Origin of the sequence: Sedimenticola hydrogenitrophicus, assembly GCF_029017505.1 — a bacterium.
Taxonomy (GTDB): Bacteria; Pseudomonadota; Gammaproteobacteria; order Chromatiales; family Chromatiaceae; genus Sedimenticola; species Sedimenticola hydrogenitrophicus_A.
In genome coordinates this window covers 45,410-64,284 of record NZ_JAQGEI010000026.1, presented here as the reverse complement: position 1 = coordinate 64,284, position 18,875 = coordinate 45,410, and the positions used below count along the sequence as shown (strand labels likewise).

21 protein-coding genes are annotated in these 18,875 nt (G+C 54.2%); 18 read left to right on the top strand and 3 right to left on the bottom strand.

Going from position 1 to position 18,875, the window contains the following annotated elements:
- Nucleotides 1-149 precede the first annotated feature (149 nt).
- Nucleotides 150-959, bottom strand: coding sequence for an alpha/beta fold hydrolase (locus tag O9K64_RS16010; RefSeq protein WP_275099097.1), 810 nt, complete (start codon nt 957-959; stop codon nt 150-152).
- Nucleotides 960-1,178: 219 nt separating this feature from the next.
- Between O9K64_RS16010 and gcl the strand changes: the two genes are divergently transcribed.
- The 9 genes from gcl (at nt 1,179) to O9K64_RS15965 (ending at nt 9,199) form a co-directional block, all read left to right on the top strand.
- A complete protein-coding gene (gene gcl, locus O9K64_RS16005) occupies nt 1,179-2,948 on the top strand; it encodes a glyoxylate carboligase (RefSeq protein ID WP_275099096.1) in 1,770 nt (589 codons plus the stop codon).
- A 60-nt stretch (nt 2,949-3,008) separates the two neighbouring features.
- The gene (gene hyi / locus O9K64_RS16000) at nt 3,009-3,785 is read left to right on the top strand and encodes a hydroxypyruvate isomerase (protein WP_275099095.1); all 777 of its coding nucleotides are present in this window, start codon (nt 3,009-3,011) and stop codon (nt 3,783-3,785) included.
- 77 nt (nt 3,786-3,862) lie between these two features.
- A complete protein-coding gene (locus O9K64_RS15995; RefSeq protein ID WP_275099094.1) occupies nt 3,863-4,747 on the top strand; it encodes a 2-hydroxy-3-oxopropionate reductase in 885 nt (294 codons plus the stop codon).
- Between the two features lie 129 nt (nt 4,748-4,876).
- Nucleotides 4,877-6,304: a pyruvate kinase gene (gene pyk, locus O9K64_RS15990; protein ID WP_275099093.1), complete on the top strand. Its 1,428-nt coding sequence runs from the start codon at nt 4,877-4,879 to the stop codon at nt 6,302-6,304.
- 87 nt (nt 6,305-6,391) lie between these two features.
- Complete coding sequence (locus O9K64_RS15985) at nt 6,392-6,775, top strand: cyclophilin-like fold protein (RefSeq protein WP_275099092.1); 384 nt, start codon at nt 6,392-6,394, stop codon at nt 6,773-6,775.
- Between the two features lie 52 nt (nt 6,776-6,827).
- Entirely contained in the window at nt 6,828-7,646 is an 819-nt protein-coding gene (gene panB / locus O9K64_RS15980; protein WP_275099091.1) for a 3-methyl-2-oxobutanoate hydroxymethyltransferase, read from the top strand.
- Nucleotides 7,647-7,776: 130 nt separating this feature from the next.
- The gene (locus O9K64_RS15975) at nt 7,777-8,091 is read left to right on the top strand and encodes a hypothetical protein (RefSeq protein WP_275099090.1); all 315 of its coding nucleotides are present in this window, start codon (nt 7,777-7,779) and stop codon (nt 8,089-8,091) included.
- A gap of 12 nt (nt 8,092-8,103) precedes the next feature.
- Complete coding sequence (locus tag O9K64_RS15970; RefSeq protein WP_275099089.1) at nt 8,104-8,796, top strand: class I SAM-dependent methyltransferase; 693 nt, start codon at nt 8,104-8,106, stop codon at nt 8,794-8,796.
- Nucleotides 8,797-8,848: 52 nt separating this feature from the next.
- On the top strand, nt 8,849-9,199 hold the full coding sequence (locus O9K64_RS15965; protein ID WP_275099088.1) for a hypothetical protein: 351 nt from the start codon (nt 8,849-8,851) through the stop codon (nt 9,197-9,199).
- A gap of 382 nt (nt 9,200-9,581) precedes the next feature.
- Here O9K64_RS15965 and O9K64_RS15960 read toward each other — a convergent pair whose 3' ends face one another.
- Together O9K64_RS15960 and frc are read right to left on the bottom strand one after the other, a co-directional pair.
- A complete protein-coding gene (locus O9K64_RS15960) occupies nt 9,582-10,010 on the bottom strand; it encodes a PAS domain-containing protein (protein ID WP_275099087.1) in 429 nt (142 codons plus the stop codon).
- Between the two features lie 152 nt (nt 10,011-10,162).
- Complete coding sequence (gene frc / locus O9K64_RS15955) at nt 10,163-11,419, bottom strand: formyl-CoA transferase (protein WP_275099086.1); 1,257 nt, start codon at nt 11,417-11,419, stop codon at nt 10,163-10,165.
- Between the two features lie 541 nt (nt 11,420-11,960).
- Here frc and O9K64_RS15950 point away from each other — a divergent pair.
- The 9 genes from O9K64_RS15950 (at nt 11,961) to O9K64_RS15910 (ending at nt 18,851) form a co-directional block, all read left to right on the top strand.
- Nucleotides 11,961-12,782, top strand: a complete 822-nt coding sequence (locus tag O9K64_RS15950; RefSeq protein WP_275099085.1) for a phosphate/phosphite/phosphonate ABC transporter substrate-binding protein — start codon at nt 11,961-11,963, stop codon at nt 12,780-12,782.
- 86 nt (nt 12,783-12,868) lie between these two features.
- Complete coding sequence (locus tag O9K64_RS15945) at nt 12,869-14,242, top strand: sensor histidine kinase (RefSeq protein ID WP_275099084.1); 1,374 nt, start codon at nt 12,869-12,871, stop codon at nt 14,240-14,242.
- Nucleotides 14,235-15,572, top strand: a complete 1,338-nt coding sequence (locus O9K64_RS15940) for a sigma-54-dependent transcriptional regulator (RefSeq protein WP_275099083.1) — start codon at nt 14,235-14,237, stop codon at nt 15,570-15,572. The genes O9K64_RS15945 and O9K64_RS15940 overlap by 8 nt, the downstream gene beginning before the upstream one ends.
- 156 nt (nt 15,573-15,728) lie before the next feature.
- Nucleotides 15,729-16,220: a YeeE/YedE thiosulfate transporter family protein gene (locus O9K64_RS15935; protein ID WP_275099082.1), complete on the top strand. Its 492-nt coding sequence runs from the start codon at nt 15,729-15,731 to the stop codon at nt 16,218-16,220.
- A 1-nt stretch (nt 16,221) separates the two neighbouring features.
- Nucleotides 16,222-16,908 carry a YeeE/YedE thiosulfate transporter family protein gene (locus O9K64_RS15930; protein WP_275099081.1) on the top strand — a complete coding sequence of 229 codons (687 nt, stop codon included), beginning with the start codon at nt 16,222-16,224 and terminating at the stop codon, nt 16,906-16,908.
- Between the two features lie 187 nt (nt 16,909-17,095).
- A complete protein-coding gene (locus O9K64_RS15925) occupies nt 17,096-17,407 on the top strand; it encodes a sulfurtransferase TusA family protein (protein WP_275099080.1) in 312 nt (103 codons plus the stop codon).
- An 8-nt stretch (nt 17,408-17,415) separates the two neighbouring features.
- Nucleotides 17,416-17,625: a hypothetical protein gene (locus tag O9K64_RS15920; protein ID WP_275099079.1), complete on the top strand. Its 210-nt coding sequence runs from the start codon at nt 17,416-17,418 to the stop codon at nt 17,623-17,625.
- 103 nt (nt 17,626-17,728) lie between these two features.
- A complete protein-coding gene (locus O9K64_RS15915; RefSeq protein WP_275099078.1) occupies nt 17,729-17,998 on the top strand; it encodes a hypothetical protein in 270 nt (89 codons plus the stop codon).
- Nucleotide 17,999: 1 nt separating this feature from the next.
- Nucleotides 18,000-18,851: a rhodanese-like domain-containing protein gene (locus O9K64_RS15910; RefSeq protein ID WP_275099077.1), complete on the top strand. Its 852-nt coding sequence runs from the start codon at nt 18,000-18,002 to the stop codon at nt 18,849-18,851.
- The last annotated feature ends 24 nt before the right edge of the window (nt 18,852-18,875 follow it).

The following is an 18,875-nucleotide window of genomic DNA, read 5'->3' as shown; positions in this document are numbered from 1 at the left end:
GGCAAACGGAAGGGGCTGCCCAGGGGATCTATTTTCTGCTGGCGGGAATTAAAGGTGCCTGTATCAGGTGTCCTTATGGGAATCTGTTAGCGTATAGGGGCGTTGTTGGCTGACTGAGGTTTTAATCTATAAATGATACCCAGGCTATTCTACGCCCGACTCGTGAGAAACTTGATAATTTCCAGGTAGGCTTCGGGGTCCTGGTTCAGGAATGCGTGTCCGCCCTGGAATACTTTCAGCTTGGCTTCCGGGATCCTCTCATGCAGGCGGTTTACCGCTTCGAATTTGGCCTGACCATCAAATTTCCCGGCGCAAACCAGCGTGGGGGCGCTGATCCGGTGTAATCGATTGTAGGTGTCGTGGTGACGGCGGGCCTGGATCTGCCGCCGGATCCCCGCTATGCCGCCGGGTTCGCTCAGAAATGGCGCTGCATTTTCAGCGCCTTGCCTTATCAGTTCCAGCGTCCTTTCAGGATTTTCGGCTTGCCAGGCAGGCCCTTTTCGGGTGTCGGCTATACCGAGCATTAGCCGCGCCCGTTGCTCCGCAGGCAGATCGCTCAGCTCATGCAGTGGGTAAGAGCTTCCACCTGCACCGCCAGCGGTGGTGCAGGCCAGGACAAGCCCCTGGACCCTTTCCGGATGCTGTATGGCCAGCTCTTGAGCCACCATGCCACCAAACGAGACACCGACCACATGGCTTTTGTCCCAGTGGCAGTTATCCAATAAAGCGATGGTGTCCTGGACATAGTCTTGAAGGCTGTACTGCTGGTCGGGTTTCGCTGTGCGGCCCGTACCGCGCTGGTCAAAGGCCAGCAACTCAAAATGTTCCTTCAATGGCGAGTCGAAAGCGTTGGGGTGGCTGCGCAGGTCGCCTCCGACGCCTCCGATGAAAAGTAATCGCGGTCCGCGGCCGGCCAGTTCGTAATAGATCTTGATTTGTTTGGTGTCTGCGTAGGGCATCCGCTGTGCGCCTGTTATTGACAGAAATAAATTGCCATATATAGCTTAATTAATAATACAGATAATATATCGTTATACTGTATACCGATATATAGTGTATTGATAATAAGAGAAAATAATAAAAACAATAAAATGGAAGCATTTTCCGTTTTAGATTGACCGAAAGAATTCATTGTGCTTCAATCTGCTCTATCAGATCAATAATTGGTGGAGACTTTCATGGCTAAGATGACAGCAGTGGCGGCGGCCGTTTGTATCATGCAAAAAGAGGGGATAGAGGTTGCGTTCGGCATTCCGGGGGCGGCGATTAATCCGTTTTACAAGGCCATGAAGGATTCTGGTGGAATCAGGCACGTGCTCGCGCGTCACGTAGAGGGTGCGTCTCATATGGCGGAGGGATATACCCGCGCCAAACCGAATAACATCGGCGTTTGTATCGGGACTTCAGGTCCGGCCGGAACCGATATGATCACCGGGCTCTATTCTGCCTCGGCTGATTCCATCCCGATCCTCTGTATCACCGGCCAGGCCCCGCGTGCAAGGCTGGACAAGGAAGATTTCCAGGCGGTTGATATTGAGTCGATTGCCAAGCCCGTAACCAAATGGTCAGTGACGGTGATGGAGCCGGCCCTGGTTCCGGGCGTATTCCAGAAGGCCTTCCATCTGATGCGTTCGTCTCGTCCCGGGCCGGTATTGATTGATCTGCCATTTGACGTGCAAGTTGCCGAGATCGAGTTTGATCCGGACACCTACGAGCCACTGCAGGTCTTCAAGCCCAGGGCAACACGCGCCCAGATAGAAAAGGCCTTGTCAATGATGAATGAGTCGCAGGCACCGCTCATCGTCGCTGGTGGCGGTATCTTCAATGCAGATGCCTCCGATCGTTTGGTTGAGTTCGCGGAGTTGACCGGGACGCCGGTCATCCCGACCCTGATGGGCTGGGGCAGTATTCCTGACGATCATCCGCTGATGGCGGGGATGGTGGGTCTGCAGACCTCGCATCGCTATGGCAATGCCACAATGCTGGAGTCGGATTTTGTGCTGGGCCTGGGCAACCGCTGGGCGAATCGCCATACGGGTTCCGTGAGTGTCTACACAGAAGGGCGTAAGTTTGTGCATGTGGATATTGAGCCGACCCAGATTGGGCGTGTGTTCATGCCGGATTTCGGTATTGTCTCCGATGCAGGCTCTGCACTGGATCTGTTCCTGGAAGTGGCGCGCGAGTGGAAGGCCGCGGGTAAGTTAAAAGACCGCAGTAGCTGGTCGGCTAAATGCCAGGAGCGTAAGCGCACCATGCTGCGCAAGACAGATTTTGACAATATCCCTATCAAGCCGCACCGTGTCTACCAGGAGATGAACAATGCCTTTGGTAAAGAGGTTTGTTATGTGAGTACGATAGGCCTGTCACAGATCGCGGCAGCGCAGTTCCTGCATGTGTATAAGGCGCGCCACTGGATCAACTGCGGCCAGGCCGGTCCTCTGGGTTGGACCATACCCGCTGCGCTGGGTGTGCGTGCCGCGGATCCGAATCGGAAGATCGTCGCCTTGTCAGGTGACTATGATTTCCAGTTTATGATTGAAGAGTTGGCAGTGGGCGCGCAATTTAATCTGCCCTATATTCATGTTCTTGTTAATAACGCCTACCTGGGTCTGATTCGTCAAGCACAGCGTAATTTCGATATGGACTACTGCGTGCAGTTGGGCTTTGAGAATGTAAACAGTCCAGAGACTGAAGGTTACGGGGTTGATCACATCAAGGTGGTTGAAGGTCTGGGTTGTAAGGCGATCCGGGTAACCGATCCAAACAAGCTGGAAGCGGCCTTTAGCGAGGCTGAGCATTTAATGAGAGAGTACCGGGTTCCGGTGGTGGTTGAAGTGATTCTTGAGCGTATAACCAACATCTCGATGGGCGTTGAGATTGATAATATCAATGAATTTGAAGAAATCATCGATCTTGATTCGAATACCAGTATCAAGGATCGTACCTAGAATAATCGGGTGGCCTTTTTATCCTAATGGAAAAACATGTCAGTTGTGAGGAGTGCTAACGTGCCAAAATTTGCTGCAAACCTATCAATGATGTTCAACGAGGTAGATTTTCTGGACCGTTTCGAGGCGGCAAGCAAGGCGGGCTTTCACGGTGTTGAATATCTGTTTCCTTATGATTTTGATAAAGAGGTGCTTGTCGATGCGCTGAAAAGCAATAATCTAACGCAGGTATTGCACAATCTGCCGGCCGGGGATTGGGGTGCGGGTGAGCGAGGTATTGCCTGCCATCCTGACCGGGTCGACGAGTTTCGCGACGGAGTGGCAAAGGCTATTGATTATGCTACAGGACTTGGCTGCAAACAGGTCAATTGTCTAGCGGGCATTGCACCCGTAGATACGGATCCCAAGTTGCTGCAAAAGACCTTTGTCGAGAATCTGACGTTTGCGGCAGGGCAATTGGCAGAGCAGGGTATTCGCCTATTGATTGAGCCAATAAACACTATCGATATCCCGGGTTTCTATCTGAATGGGACCGCCCAGGGACTGGATGTGCTGAAAGCGGTAGGTTCAGATAATCTTGCCCTGCAATATGACATCTACCATATGCAGATTATGGAAGGTGATCTGGCGCGAACGATACAGAATAACTTGTCGCATATCGATCACATTCAGCTGGCAGACAATCCCGGGCGCCATGAACCAGGGACCGGGGAGATTAATTATCCGTTTATATTCGCGTTCCTGGACAAGATCGGATATCGGGGTTGGATCGGATGTGAGTACAAGCCGGCGACTACAACAAATGAAGGACTTGGTTGGCTCTCAGCCTATTTGTGATCGCCCGCGTAACAAGTGCAACAGATAACATTACAAAGACTGATAAAACCACTTGATTTAGTGGCTAGGAGAGATACATGAGCAAAGTTGGCTTCGTTGGATTGGGAATTATGGGCCGGCATATGGCCGGGCACCTCATTGATGCCGGGCATGACCTGTTCCTCTATGACATCAAGCAGGTGCCGTCAGAGCTGGTTGAGAAGGGTGGCAAGGCCTGCCGCTCCAGTCGTGAGGTGGCCGCGCAGTCCGATATTATCATCACTATGGTGCCCGATACCCCGCATGTGGAAGCAGCCCTGTTCGGTGAAGATGGCATAGCCGGCGGTTTGGTCGCCGGTAATGTGGTTATCGATATGAGCTCTATCGCGCCGCTTGAGACCAAGGTCTTTGCCAAGCGTATTAATGAGCTTGGGTGTCAATATATGGATGCGCCGGTTTCGGGTGGGGAAGTGGGTGCCAGGAATGCAACCCTGACCATCATGGTCGGTGGTGAACAGGCTACCTTTGATCAGATCAAGTCATTGTTTGAGCTGATGGGCCAGAACATTACCCTGGTGGGTGGTAACGGTGACGGCCAGACTTGTAAAGTGGCCAATCAGATTATCGTCGCACTCAATATCGAGGCGGTAGGCGAGGCGCTGCTGTTTGCTTCCAAGGCCGGGGCCGACCCTGCCAAGGTGCGCGAGGCACTTATGGGTGGATTTGCCTCTTCGAAGGTTCTGGAGGTCCATGGCGAGCGGATGATCAAGCGGACCTTTGATCCCGGATTCCGTATTGAACTGCATCAAAAAGACCTAAACCTGGCACTCTCGGGTGCTCGAGCCATGGGCCTTAGCCTGCCTAATACGGCGACAGCTCAAGAGTTGTTTAATGCCTGTTCTGCGCATGAAGGCAAAGCTTGGGATCACTCTGCAATGGTGCGTGCTCTTGAATTCATGGCAATGCATGAGATTGGCCAATAATTTGCCAAGTAAAAGTTCGAATTGAAATGATTCTCCTCTACTTGCGGCGCTGGGATCTCCCGCCGCAATCTTTTTTAACGTTATGCAGGATTTGTTTCATAAACTGAAAACGTACAAGGAATCAGGATAATGCGCCGTAATCGCAAGGCGAAAATTGTTGCCACGCTTGGGCCTGCCAGTTCAAGTGCCGAAACGCTTCGTGCACTATTTGATGCGGGAGCGGATGTCTTTCGCCTTAACTTCAGCCATGGAACCCACGAAAGCCACAAGGCGTTGTACGATACTATCCGCGCTATTGAAAGTGATACGGGACATCCGATTGGCGTCATGGTTGATCTACAAGGGCCAAAGGTCCGTATTGGCGAGTTCGCCCATGGCCCGATCACCCTTAATATTGGTGATCTGTTCCGTTTCGATCTGGATAACACACCGGGTGATAAGCATCGTGTACAACTGCCCCACGAGGCGGTATTTCAGGCCCTGAAGGTGGGTCAGGATCTGCTGATTGATGATGGCAAGGTCAGATTGCAGGTGGTCTCCTGTGGTTCCGATCATGCCGAAACCGTCGTCACCGTGGGTGGTGATTTGCGGGATCACAAAGGGGTCAACGTACCAGGTGTCGAACTGGCCATATCGGCCTTGACCGAGAAGGATCGTGAGGACTTGGCGTTTGGTCTTGAGCTGGGTGCGGACTGGGTTGCCCAGTCATTTGTACAAAGGCCCGAGGATGTTGCAGAGCTGCGTGAACTGATCGGCGATCGGGCCTCTATCATCGTCAAGCTGGAGCAACCCTCAGCGTTGTATTTGCTGGAGGAGATCGTGGAACTTTCCGATGCGATCATGGTGGCCCGGGGGGACCTCGGTGTCGAGTTGCCACCTGAACAGGTTCCCGGCGCTCAGAAGCATATCATTCAGGTGTGTCGCAAGGCGGGTAAGCCGGTGGTTGTTGCCACCCACATGCTGGACTCGATGGTGCACACTCCGGTACCCACACGTGCAGAAGCCTCCGATGTTGCAACGGCCGTCTATGATGGGGCCGACGCGGTGATGCTGTCCGCTGAATCAGCGTCAGGTGATTACCCGGTTCAGAGCGTTAAGATGATGAATCAGATCATTGCGCAAGTGGAGAGGGACCCCTACTACCGGAATATCCTGGAGGCAGTACAACCAGAGTCTCAGGATACCGTGGGGGATGCGGTTTGCAGTGCGTTGCGCCAAGTTACCCGTGTGCTTTCAACCACCGTTATAGTGACCTATACATCATCAGGATACACCGCGTTGCGAGCAGCGCGGCAAAGGCCCAAGGCTCCGATTCTGAGTCTTACGCCGGCTATTGGCGTCGCGCGCAAGCTGGCCATGGCTTGGGGTATTCACGCGGTACAGGTCGATGTATCCGGTGCTGATACGGATGTGACGCATGTCCTGAATGAGGCATCCAAAATTGCCGTAGAGCAGCGATTCGCCAAGTGTGGCGACAATATCGCCATTGCGGCCGGTCTGCCCTTTGGTCAGTCCGGAAGCACCAACCTGCTACATATCAATAAGATTGGAGATTGAATTCACCAGGTTGATACTCAGGTGCTGTGACGTCTCGGTTCGTGAGTAATGGTTACCCGGCATTGGCCCATTTAAGGAGTAAAATTAATGGCGAAGATTCAGATATCATGGGGCAGCTCCAAAGTGCAGGCAAGCTTGCTGGAAACTGCATCGGCACAAGCTCTGCTGGACTCTTTGCCTTGCGAAAGTCGCGCAAATACCTGGGGTGAAGAAGCCTACTTTAAAATACCAGCTGATGTGGAACTTGATGCAGATGCACGCCAGGTCGTGGAGCCCGGTACCCTGTGTATCTGGGTCGAGGGTCAGTCGCTGGCCTTGCCCTATGGTCCGACGCCCATATCTCAGGGTAATGAGTGCCGCCTGATATCAAGGGTCAATGTTATTGGCAAGCTGCTGGAAGATCCTCGTATACTGGCCTCAATCCATGATGGTGATCTTGTTCGCGTGGAACAGCTCCGAGATAATCCATGAGCTGAAGCATGCCCGCGAGGGCACAAAGTTGTATTTAATTAGTGAGTCGGGCATGGGTTACGCAAATACAATCGATGAATCGCCGGTTACGGTTACCAAGCTGCAGCAGATGAAGCAGTTGGGTGAAAAATTCTCGGTTTTAACGGCCTATGATTCAACATTTGCCCAGTTGATCGATCAATCCGGCATCGCGGCTATATTGGTAGGCGATTCACTGGGCATGGTGGTGCAGGGCAACAAAACCACGGTATTGACCACCCCCGAGGAGATGGCTTACCACTCCCGGCTGGTTTCGCGTGGCTGCGATCGTGCGCTGCTGATCGCTGATCTGCCTTTTCTCAGTTACGCGACCCCCGAGCTTGCATTGAAGAATGCCACCTTGCTGATGCAGGAAGGTCGCGCCCAGGTAGTCAAGCTCGAAGGGGGGCAGCAACATCTGGAGTCCATCCGCCTGTTGGCCGCCAATGGCGTGCCCGTCTGTGGCCACTTGGGACTGCTGCCGCAATCTGTTAATAAGTTGGGAGGATATAAAGTCCAGGGGCGGCAGTCCGAAGCGGCAGATCGTATGATGGAAGAAGCGCTGGCCCTGCAAGAGGCAGGGGCGGATATGCTGGTAACAGAATGTATTCCATCAGAACTTGGGGCGCGACTGAGCCGGTCCCTGAATATCCCGGTTATTGGCATCGGGGCTGGACCTGATTGTGATGCCCAGGTGCTGGTGCTGTACGATATGTTGGGTATTACCCGCGGGCACACGCCAAAGTTCGCGCACAATTTTCTGGCCGAAAATAAAGGGGTACTTGAGGCTATGATTGCATTTGACAGGGCGGTAAAAAACGGACATTTCCCTGCGCCAGAACACTGTTATTGACCCTTATCCCATTGGCTTGATTACAATGTTCCGGCGCAAGCACCAATCACCGGAGTCGATATTGGTAGTACCGATCCTGGAATTCCGGTAAGAGCGAACGTAGGATAACTGTATAACATAAGGTGGCTTTATGAAGGTGAAGGTGACACGGCCTTGGCAGATTATGGATATGGGACGCCCCTATGAAATCAGGACAGAAAACGCTGTAATAGGGACCATCCTGCCAAGACAGGAGGTTGAGATCGAGGTGCCGCCTGAGGCGGAGTATATTTTTGCGTCGGTGGCTCGTTTTTCCAGTAATCCCGTTTTCTTGGAACAACTCTCGGACACTGCCCGTCTTGAAGTCAGAAACCGCTGTGATGACTGGAAGCTGTTGATCCCGTTGCTGCCCTATTATTATTTGACTTCCAAAAAGCACAGTTATCTGAAATTAGATGCAATTTAGCGTGCTTTGCAGATGCACAGCTCTTTGTCAGGACCACAACTTTTTGATACCTGGGCGGATAAGTACCGGTGTTGGTTTGAGACGCCTATCGGAGTATTGGTAAAACAGTATGAACTCGCATTGATGCTGGATATGCTTGATCCGCAGCCGGGGGAGAAAATTCTTGATGCTGGTTGTGGCAGTGGACTGTTTACCGAGTGTGTAGTGCAGTGTGGTGCAGAGGTGATCGGTCTGGATGTTTCGGAGCCGATGCTGAATGCGGCCAGGGATCTGTTACCTGTAACAGCATTTATGCCGATTGTGGGGGATATGTGCGCCCTGCCATTTGAAAATGATTGTTTCGATAAAACACTCAGCATCACAGCACTAGAATTTATTGCGGATGCCCAGCCCGCGTTTGATGAGTTATTTCGTGTAACACGTACCGGTGGCTTGATTGTTGTTGCTACCCTCAATAGTCTTAGTCCCTGGGCCGACCGCAGAAAATCGGCTGCCAGCGAGAAACAAGAATCGGTGTTTAATCACGCCTGTTTTCGCTCTCCCGATGAGCTTCGTGGATTGGCGCCGGTAGCAGGTAAGATTCGTACAGCCATTCACTTTGAAAAAGATATGAATGTCGATAAAGCCCGGCTGGTCGAGTTGGAAGGCACGCGCCGGGAGAGTGAATCCGGCGCCTTTGTTATTGGGTGCTGGCAAAAGATTTGATGACACGGTTATCGATGTCTTTTTGTCTATATTTCTCTAGAAGGAGGTGGTTATGAAAAGCGTTTCCTTTGACTCTAAAAATCTCACTATTCCCGTTACGCTACTCTATGATACAAGAGAGGTGGCAATGGCCCATGAGGTTGCCTTTTTGAAATCCAAGAATGCCAATAACAATCTTGAGTTTCTCGATCTCTCCAAGACGCCAGATATTGCATCAGATTATGGTGTGGATGCGGAGGGATTAGGCGGAGAATACAAAGCCCGTGACGCTTCTGGTCAAATGCTGACGGGATTGGATGCGCTCTATGCGGCTCATGCTGCCATTGGATTGGGGGCATGGTTTGAGATGTGCCGGGTACCGGGATTCATGAGTAAGGGTACCGGTATCGGACCTCAAGGTTAACTGGTCTTTCAGGCTAACGAGAAATCCTTCGGTGGTGACTTGAAGGTGCAAACCCGCTAACAGCCTGGCAGGGGGAACGCTTAGCCGAACGGCAAGGTGTCCGTCGCGCGGCGGCATTTGAAGGAGCCGAAGACGAGGGCGACCGAAGGGGCGGTAAAAGGCAAAGTACTGGTTCGGCGACAAAATCGCCGGAAGCGATCCGGCGAGTCGCGATACCCAAAAGCGATGGCGAATACCGACCCGCTCAAGTGAGCTAAGGATTTCGGCCGGGACGCGGCCACAACGATGCCCTCCAGGAAGTGGGTCTCCTGTTTCGGCTATTCAAGAGTCCTGCCTTGACCTGGCAAAACGGTTGTTCCAGTCGGAGCGCGCTCGGTGTTTGCTAGGCGGACTGGCCTTCGAGCTCCGCCAAGCGTTTGCGCAGCTCGCGATCCTGGTTGAAGCGTTCGGTTTCATCGCGAATCACTGCTGCTATGCCTGTGATTTCATTATCCGTTGAATAGAGTAGCGCAACAGTGAATGCGATCGAGAGTCGGTGCCCATCCTTATGGGTCGCTGGCACCCTGAGCAGGTCATTTCCGTAACGGGTCTGGCCGCTCTTCATGGTCTTGTGGTATCCATCCCAATGCCTTTTTTGCTGCTTTTCCGGAATAATCAGGTCCAGTGACTGTCCCATTGCCTCATCCTTGGTGTAACCAAACAGGCGCTCGGCTGCAGGATTCCATAGCGTGATAGCACCGTCTGGGTCGGATATGACCACGGCTTCGCCAATGACATTAATGAGTTGCTGGAAATCGATTTCTGCTGCCATTTTATTGCTCCTTAACATTGAGATTATACGTCATTTGGACGGCCTTATATCGGTGCATCGAGCACACCACTTAGAAAAAAATGCGGCGTCCAGGGGAGGGACGCCGCCAAGCGAAGTGAAGGACCGTGCTTAAATTACAGATAAGTTGCTAATCAGATCGTATTTGACTCATGCATCGCGGCAATCTGCTCTACGTTGTAACCGAGCTCAGCCAGTACCTCATCAGAGTGCTCTCCTAACAGGGGGGAGCCGGTAATTACAGGCTTAAAGCCTGAGAACTTGATGGGGCTGCCGACGGTGAGATAGGTGCCGCGCTGTTTGTGTGGAACCTCGACAATGGATCCGCTCTCGCGCAGTGACTTGTCTTCGGCCAGCTCTTTCATGGACGCGACGGGTGCGCAGGGGATGTCGAACTTGCGCAGGATATCCACCGCTTCGTATTTAGTCTTGTCTTTGAGCCACTCTTCGATGAATGCAAAGATTTCCATGATTTTGTCCTGACGAGCTTCAGCGGTGTTGTAGGCTGGATCGTCAATCCATTCTGGCTTGTTCAATGCTCGGCAGATGGGTTGCCACGCATGGCCCTGGATAGTGAAGTAGATGTATGCATTGGGATCGGTTTCCCAGCTTTTACACTTGAGCACCCAGCCGGGTTGCCCGCCACCTCCGGCGTTGCCGCCACGGGGTACTACGTCACTGAACTCGCCATGTGGGTACTGCGGGTACTCTTCAAGGTAGCCGATCTTATCCAGGCGCTGCTGGTCGCGTAGTTTCACACGGCAGAGGTTGAGTACGGCGTCCTGCATGGCACAGGCAACCTTCTGACCTTTTCCGGTTTTGTCCCGACCCCTCAGCGCGGTTAGAATACCAATTGCCAGATGCATGCCGGTGTTGGAGTCGCCCAGCGCGGCAGCACTGACGGTGGGTGGGCCATCCCAGAAGCCGGTGGTTGAAGCCGCGCCGCCGGCACATTGCGCCACGTTCTCATAGACCTTCAGATCCTCATAGTGATGGCCTTCACTGAAGCCGCTGACAGACGCGAGGATCATTTTTGGGTTGAGTTCCTGGATCCTTTCCCAAGTGAAGCCCATGCGGTCAAGTGCCCCGGGGGCAAAGTTCTCAACCAGTACATCGGACTGTCTGATCAGTTTTTCGAGTACTTCCTTACCAGCAGGGTCTTTGGTATTGAGGGTCAGTGAACGCTTGTTGCTGTTAAGCATGGTGAAGTAGAGGGCATCAGCATCTGGGTCGTCGCGCAACTGGCTGCGGGTGACGTCGCCTGAGCCTGGACGCTCAACTTTTAGCACGTCGGCGCCATACCACGCCAACAGTTGTGTACAGGCTGGGCCTGCTTGTACGTGGGTGAAATCAATGACCTTTATGCCATCTAGTGGTAGTGGTGTGCTCATTATTGAGTTTCCTTCATCCAATGTTGTAATTACATTTAAGCCGTGAAGCTTGGCGATATACCGAGCAAAATTCCCGACCACGCACTTGCCGAATCTGAATCCCCAAACGATTCAGCCAGACGGTGATACTGCAGAGCTCAGAACGCTGCTGTCCCGGGTACTTTGCGTATACGGTATATTGTATACCACCAGTATTTTTATACGTCAAGTCTTGCCGGCTTATCCATTGGAGAGGCTGCTGTTACCCCGGATACACCCATTGCCAATCCGTCGGAGCGCGCTGCATCAATCTGCATGACTTTGTTGAAAACTCTGTTATCTTTGTCGCAGCAGAACTCTTTCTTGGAATGGCACAACAGGTTGTGAGTGCAACCTGCTCTATGAGCGCTGTCCATACGGAAATTCATAATTATAAAACCGACTGTCTGGTGGATAGTTGGTCTACTCAATTCAGAGTTAAAGTCTGCCATGGCGTGGCGGCGTCCGCGCTAGGCTCCCCTGGTGCCACTTCTCTGGATTACAGCAATTTGGGAGGCAGGTGTTGAGGAAGGCCAATCACTGGTCACTGTTATTGTTGCTGTTCACGTCAACCGCGCTGTTGGCGGCGGAACACCGTTCTGATCATCTTCGCTTTGGTGTGCTGCCGCTGCAGAGTCCGACCAAACTGGCCGGGATGTTTCTGCCCCTGTCCGACTATCTGGGGCGGCAACTGGGGCGGCCGTTGCAGTTTGTCACCAGCAGTAACTTCACCAGCTTTATGGAAAAGGTCGCGGATCGCCAGTATGACATTATCTACCTCAACCCGATGCTGTATGGGCGATCCCGCCAGTATGGCTACCGGGTGATCGCCAAGGTCGCTTCCGAGCCTTTTACCGGCATTTTGGTGGTCCGCAAAAAGGGGCGGATCAATCAGCTTTCAGGCACTTCGCTGCCGCCCGACACGCGTATCGGGTTTCCCGATCCGGGCGCTTTTGCGGCAACGGTAATGGTCTGGAAATATCTGGAGTCGATCGGTATCGATGTCGAAAGGCAGCTGCAGGTGCAGTATTTCGGCTCTCAGGATTCGGCCATTCTGGCCCTCTTTAACGGACTGGTGGATATTACCGGGACCTGGCGCCCATCGCTGCGTTCCATGCCTGAGGTGGTACGTCGGGATCTGCGGATTATTGCCGAAACGCCGCCACAGCCACAGATGCCGATAGCGGTCCGGGATGATCTGCCTGCAGAGGACATCGAGCGTCTGCGACGCGCCCTGGTCGAACTTGCCGAGAGCAGTCAGGGTGAGGTGATCATTCAACAACTCGGATTCAAAAGGGGTTTTGAACCGGCTAACGATGACGAGTACCTGGAGGTCAATCAGTGACCGATTTGCCACTTCCGACTGTTGGGCCGACTATGGATCGGCATGGGGGCTGGTTTCCACAGCTATTTCATACACTGCGGATACGGTTGATTTTCTCCGTGGCGCTGGTGCATGTGGTGCTGATGGGGTTATTTACTTGGGAGGCGGTTCATCGTCAGTCCCAGGAACTGCGACAGGAGATGGTCAATCAGGGGCGCTCCCTGGCCAGTCTGATGGTGGTTGCTTCGACCAACGCCCTGCTGGCGGAGGATCTGGCCTCACTGGCCGAGGTGACCCGCAGGGTAGGCGAGCGTGAGGATGTATCCTATGGCGAGATAGTCGATGTCAGGGGGTATGTGATGGCCAGCACCCGTGATGGTCGGGTAGGGCGCTCGGTTGGGCCGGTGATCAAGGTGAGTGAACAGTTTCCCCTTGTCAAAACGGATCGCGTGCTTGATCTTCGCCAGGCCGTACTCATCGGTGACAAACCGGTAGGATTCGTGGTGCTTGGCCTGTCTACCGAAAATCTGGAAAGTGCCCTGGCAGCAACCCGCAATCGCGGTATTCAGTATACCCTGCTGGCACTGGTGATCGGGAGCGTCGCGGCCTGGCTGCTGTCGATCACGGTGACGCGTAATCTGCATGCGCTTACCCTGGCGGCAAAACGGATTGGTGACGGTGATTTGGGTGCCCGGGTGGAGGTGCGCAGCCAGGATGAAGCAGGGACGCTGGCGCACGCGTTCAACTCCATGGCCGCGTCGCTGCAACGCAACGCCAGGGAGATCGAACAGGAGCATCAAAAGCGAACCGAAGCGGAACGGCTTGCCTGTGTGGGCGAGATGGCGGCTTCGATTGCCCATGAGATACGTAATCCGCTGGCGGCCCTGCTCAACTCGGTGAAACTGTTGGGTGATCAGAAGCTGGTCAAGGATGATCATGCCATCGTGACCCGTATTGTCGATACCGAGTCCAAGCGGCTGCAGCGTATTCTGGATGATTTTTTGACCTTCTCCAGGCTGCCGGCCGCTCAATTACAGAACGGTGATCTCAAGCAGTTGGTTGAAGAGACCGTTGAGCTGGTCAGGCAAGACCCCCGTTACAGCGGACGGATCACTTTTGACTGTCGCTACGAGCCGGATAACCAGTGTCTTTTTGATCCCGACCTGATGCGCCAGGTGCTGCTCAATCTGCTGCTCAACGCCATGCAGGCGATGCAGGGCGAGGGTAAGCTGATAGTAAGGCTGAAGCGCAACGGTGATCGGGTGAATCTGAGTATAGTCGATAATGGTGGCGGTATACCGGAGCACATCATGTCACAGATCAGCAAGCCGTTTTTCTCCGGCAGAAAAAACGGCACCGGACTGGGACTGTCTGTGGTGCAGCGTATCCTGGCTCAACATACCAGCGTGCTGAGTATTACCAGTCGGGAAGGTTCCGGTACTGAAGCTTGCTTTGACCTGGATCGTGAAAATCATGGGTAACGTACTGATAGTCGATGATGAGTTCTCCATTCGCAAGACCCTGAGTCTGTTGTTGCGGGCCGAGGGATTTACCCCGCTTGAGGCGGCAGGTATCAATGAGGCACTCGGTTACTTTGACAGTCATCCTATTGATCTGGTGATTACAGATCTGCGTATCGGTTCAGATAGCGGTATACGGCTGCTGGAGCGACTCCAGGAACGGGCCGTGACGGCGGAGAGTATCGTCATGACCGCCTATGGATCGATAGAGACCGCCGTCGAGGCGATGCGTTTGGGCGCCTATGATTACCTGACCAAGCCGATCAATCCAGATGAGCTGATGTTGCGAGTAAAGAAGGTTCTGGAGCGTAAGGCGTTGCGCGAGGAAGTGAAGCGTTTACGCATGGTGCTTGATGGTCGTGAGCAGATGCGTTCAATCGTTGCCGCCAGCGCCGCCATGCAGCAGGTGCTGGATGTGGTGACCCGGATTCAGGACCGGGATATTCCGGTCCTGATTACCGGTGAAACCGGTACCGGAAAAGAGGTTATCGCACAGGCGCTGCACGCCACCAGTGCACGCGCTGAGAAACCCTTTATTGCAATCAACTGCTGCACCCTTCCGGAGGATCTGCTGGACTCTGAGCTGTTCGGTCACCGCAAGGGGGCCTATACCGGCGCAGTCGGCAATCGGCAGGGCCTGTTTCAACAGGCAGATGGCGGTACGCTGTTTCTGGATGAGGTAGGCGATGTCAGTCCGCGCCTCCAGGCGAAGCTGCTGCGGGCTCTGCAGGAGGGAGAGATCAGACCGGTGGGTGGCAACTCAACCCAAACGGTTGATGTGAGAATCATTGCCGCCACTAATCGTGACCTGGAGCAGATGGTGGCGGAGGGCGAGTTCCGCAGTGACCTGCTGTTTCGGCTCAATGTACTACCGATCCATCTGCCCTCGCTGAGTGAGCGGCGGGAGGATATCCTGCCGCTGGCATGGCATTTCGTGCATCAGCTGCGTGAGCGTCTGGGACGTGATGATCTGGGTCTCTCGGCCAGTGCCCAGGAAAAACTGCAGCAGTATGACTGGCCGGGTAATGTGCGCCAGCTGGAGAATATCATCGAGCGCAGTTTTGCCCTGTTCTCCGGTCCGGTTCTGCACGCGCACGAGATCATTATCTCTACACCGGGCAAGGTCATTGCCGGGGAAACCCGCCCGGAAGTTGCGCTGAGCCTCGCCGAGGTGGAGGCGCGACACATCCGGGCGGTACTGGAGGCGAATGGGCATAATCAGGTGGCCGCGGCCCGGGTGCTCGGTATCAGCCGTTCCACCCTGCGGCGCAAAATGAATCAGGTGGGGTGACTCATTTTGCTACAGGGGGTGATCAAAATAGATCAGAATAAGCATATCATAATTTATTTAACCGTATGAAATTAAAAGAAAAATAACCACTGCCCTCTCTGGCATCACCCTTGCTCCTCCCTTTTGCCAATGACCAACTGGCCTCGGAGGGGGTACATGGAGCTTTTCAAGAAAACCTACGACCCGGTGATTTCACTGGCGATCATTTCAGTCCTCAATATCTTCCTGTTTCTTACCGTCGGGGCCTGGACCGTGGGTGGTGGCGAAACCATGATGACCGGTCTTATTGCCGAGTTCTTTCTCGGCGATGAACTGGCCCGCATTCCATTCTGGGATCTGGTGTTCAAGCCCGACCCCGGCTACTGGAAGATCTATATCAGCCTCGGCATGCTGTTTGGCGCCCTGGTCGGTGCGCTGTTGAGCAAGGAGTTCTACTGGCGTGTGCCGAGGCATCTCTCCGAGTGGGTGATGATCACCATCGGTGGACTGCTGATGGGTATCGGTATCCGGCTCGCCTTTGTCTGCAACGTGAGCACCTTCTTCGGACTGACCCCGCAGATGAATCTGGGTGGCTATTTGTCAATGACCGGCATTATCGCCGGCGCCTGGGTCGGTTCACTCATCTACAAAAAAGTACTGGAGGGTTGATATGTCGGTTGTCGGTCAATGTATTGCCGCCTTTGTTTTCGGCTCGATTGTCGGTTTTCTGGTGCAACGTTCACGCTTCTGCAATACGGCGGCGCTACGCGATGCCATGATGTTCAAGACCTATCGCAACACCAAGGCGCTGCTGGTCACCATGATGATTCTCACCGTGGGCTTCACCACCTTCATGACCTTCGGTGATGGTTATCCGCTACGTTTCGATGTCGGTATAAATCAGGTCATTGGTCTGTTCCTGTTCGGCATCGGCATGGTGCTTGCCGGCGCCTGTACCGTCTCCACCTGGGTCAAGGCTGGCGAAGGCAATGTGGGGGCCATGTGGGCCCTGCTGTTCACCTTTATCGGCATGTTTATCTTTTCCCTGGTCTGGTCCTACACCTATTGGCCGCCGGCATCGGCCGCCATGACCGGGGAACCGAATCTGGCCGGCCTGCAGTTCGGCTTTGCCAATGCATCAACACTGCAGGAGAAAACCGGGATCCCGGCGCTGTTCTTCGGACTGCTGCAGACTGCCGTGCTGTATGCCGTTTACCGGGCGATCCTGCGCAAGGAGCAGCGCATTGCGACACAGAATCAGCGTGTCAGTCAGCCCCGACCCGGCAATGAACCGGCACTGACGGGCCATGAACCGGCACTGGCAGGCAATAAACCGGCACTGGAAAGTGAATCCTGAAACTAAGGGCTCGCGCAAAAATAAGTTCCGGTATTCGGTCGCCACTGGACCCCGCCGCCGGCGTTACGCTTTTTGGCAAGGGAACAGCCATTGCCTGCAAAGCGTGCCTTGCCGGCATGGCCCAGTGACGCCCTCGGTACTACGAAATTATTCTTACGCGAACCCTACCCCCAACGGAGGAAAAATTATGGGACTTTTTGGACGCAAGAAAACGCAGCCCACGGCCGCCGCCGGCCCCGCCGGCGAGGTCACGCTTGAAGATGGCGCAACCTACCAGGTCAGTCAGGTCGTGGATTGTATCGGTGACTCCTGTCCCCGACCCCAGTTGATGACCAAGAAGGCCCTTGCCTCGGCGGCGACGGGTGACGTGATTGAGGTACGTATCGACAATCCGACCTCCATGGAGGCGATACCGCCGATGATGCCGGAGTTGAACAGTACCTATATCGGTACCCTCAAGGCCGATCGTTACTGGCGCGTTATTGTACGCAGGCAGTAGGGGGCGTGATGTCAAGGGACTTTCTGATTATGTCCGGCCTGGCGCTGACAGTGCTGGGGATCTCCATCGCCTCGCTGGTTTATATCAGTGTTGTGCAGCCGGACTATCTCAGGTCCGACCGGGATGGAGTGCCTTTCTATACGCCACCGGTGATTAATCCTGATGGGGGGGAGCCAGTGGAGATGGGCGAACTCATCCGTCACTACAAGGGGGAGTGATATGACGCTTGATCTGCAAAGCTGGATACAGCTCGGTATGTTTGTGCTGTCGATGGCCATTCTCTATTTCAGTATGACCAGCGACTCATCTTGAGGAGGGGGCATGATCAGTCGGAAAATTTGGGCGTTCAATATAGCCAGTCTGCTGCTGACACTGGGTGCCAGTGCGGTACTTTTTCCCTATGCCAGCCTGCCCGAGGAGACGTTGCGGGCGGCCGAACAGCCACTGCCGATGGAGGCATTTCCGGATGCCGATCTGGGGCCGGACTACGGCCAGGTCCCGGTCATCGAGCTGATGGGTTACTACCTTGAAAACCCGCCGGTAAAAGAGTCCGGCAGTGCGCCGAAGCAGCAGCACTTTGGCGGTTGCTAGGATGAAAATTAGCGACACCATGCTGCCGCTGCCCCTGTTGTGGATGATGCTTATGGTGTCTCCACTCTCCGCTGCGGCAACCGGGCTGGTTTATATCGATCAGCTGCCGGATGGCGATGGCTGGCGGCTGCTGGATAGCCGTTCCGTCGAGCGCTGCGAGCAGCGATCGATCCAGGGCGCACGTTGTCTTTCGGTCGATCAGCTGTTGGGGCAAAGGGATCGCCTGCCCAGTTTGCGCGATATTACCTGGTTGCTGGGCAGTCTCGGCTTGAGTGGTGAGGAGACGGTTGTGATAGCCGGTCGTCCAGGACTTGAACGTGACTTTATCGCCGGTGTGATCTATCTGGCGGGGCAGCGGAGGGTACTTGTCTTGCGAACCCCGTTAAGCCAGTCGATCAGCTCGAAAAACTGGCCCGTGGGTCCGGGACAGAGACGCAGTATGAGTCGCGAGACCCAGTATGTGGCAACGCCAAGAGACAGGCAGATTGTTTTACGCCACGAACTCTGGCGGCTGATACAGGCGCAATCGCCCAGAGTGCTGGATGCACGCAGCGATGCGGAGTACTGGGGGGTCCGTATCAGGGGATACCGGGGTGGCCATATTCCCGGTGCTGAGCATCTGGATATCACCGATCTCCAGTCGACCAGGATGACGGCCAATGGTATCCAGACCGTTATCTATGGCCATGCACCCCTTGACTCTATAGCGAGTTTCACCCGCCTGCAGTCGCAATGGGAAGAGTCGGTGTATCTGCTGATCGATGGCTGGCGGGTCTGGGCGGCGGACAGCACCCTGCCAGTCGATTCAGAAAGTTTTAATGATGACCAAAAGCTGAGAGTCGGCTATCAATAAACACTGCTGGGCAAACGGAGGTAT

Bases quoted from the DNA above. Each gene is read 5' to 3' on its own strand.
- O9K64_RS16010 (WP_275099097.1), bottom strand. From the start codon at position 959: ATGCCCTACGCAGACACCAAACAAATCAAGATCTATTACGAACTGGCC.
- gcl (WP_275099096.1), top strand. From the start codon at position 1,179: ATGGCTAAGATGACAGCAGTGGCGGCGGCCGTTTGTATCATGCAAAAA.
- O9K64_RS15995 (WP_275099094.1), top strand. From the start codon at position 3,863: ATGAGCAAAGTTGGCTTCGTTGGATTGGGAATTATGGGCCGGCATATG.
- pyk (WP_275099093.1), top strand. From the start codon at position 4,877: ATGCGCCGTAATCGCAAGGCGAAAATTGTTGCCACGCTTGGGCCTGCC.
- O9K64_RS15985 (WP_275099092.1), top strand. From the start codon at position 6,392: ATGGCGAAGATTCAGATATCATGGGGCAGCTCCAAAGTGCAGGCAAGC.
- panB (WP_275099091.1), top strand. From the start codon at position 6,828: ATGGGTTACGCAAATACAATCGATGAATCGCCGGTTACGGTTACCAAG.
- O9K64_RS15975 (WP_275099090.1), top strand. From the start codon at position 7,777: ATGAAGGTGAAGGTGACACGGCCTTGGCAGATTATGGATATGGGACGC.
- O9K64_RS15970 (WP_275099089.1), top strand. From the start codon at position 8,104: ATGCACAGCTCTTTGTCAGGACCACAACTTTTTGATACCTGGGCGGAT.
- O9K64_RS15965 (WP_275099088.1), top strand. From the start codon at position 8,849: ATGAAAAGCGTTTCCTTTGACTCTAAAAATCTCACTATTCCCGTTACG.
- O9K64_RS15960 (WP_275099087.1), bottom strand. From the start codon at position 10,010: ATGGCAGCAGAAATCGATTTCCAGCAACTCATTAATGTCATTGGCGAA.
- frc (WP_275099086.1), bottom strand. From the start codon at position 11,419: ATGAGCACACCACTACCACTAGATGGCATAAAGGTCATTGATTTCACC.
- O9K64_RS15940 (WP_275099083.1), top strand. From the start codon at position 14,235: ATGGGTAACGTACTGATAGTCGATGATGAGTTCTCCATTCGCAAGACC.
- O9K64_RS15935 (WP_275099082.1), top strand. From the start codon at position 15,729: ATGGAGCTTTTCAAGAAAACCTACGACCCGGTGATTTCACTGGCGATC.
- O9K64_RS15930 (WP_275099081.1), top strand. From the start codon at position 16,222: ATGTCGGTTGTCGGTCAATGTATTGCCGCCTTTGTTTTCGGCTCGATT.
- O9K64_RS15925 (WP_275099080.1), top strand. From the start codon at position 17,096: ATGGGACTTTTTGGACGCAAGAAAACGCAGCCCACGGCCGCCGCCGGC.
- O9K64_RS15920 (WP_275099079.1), top strand. From the start codon at position 17,416: ATGTCAAGGGACTTTCTGATTATGTCCGGCCTGGCGCTGACAGTGCTG.
- O9K64_RS15915 (WP_275099078.1), top strand. From the start codon at position 17,729: ATGATCAGTCGGAAAATTTGGGCGTTCAATATAGCCAGTCTGCTGCTG.
- O9K64_RS15910 (WP_275099077.1), top strand. From the start codon at position 18,000: ATGAAAATTAGCGACACCATGCTGCCGCTGCCCCTGTTGTGGATGATG.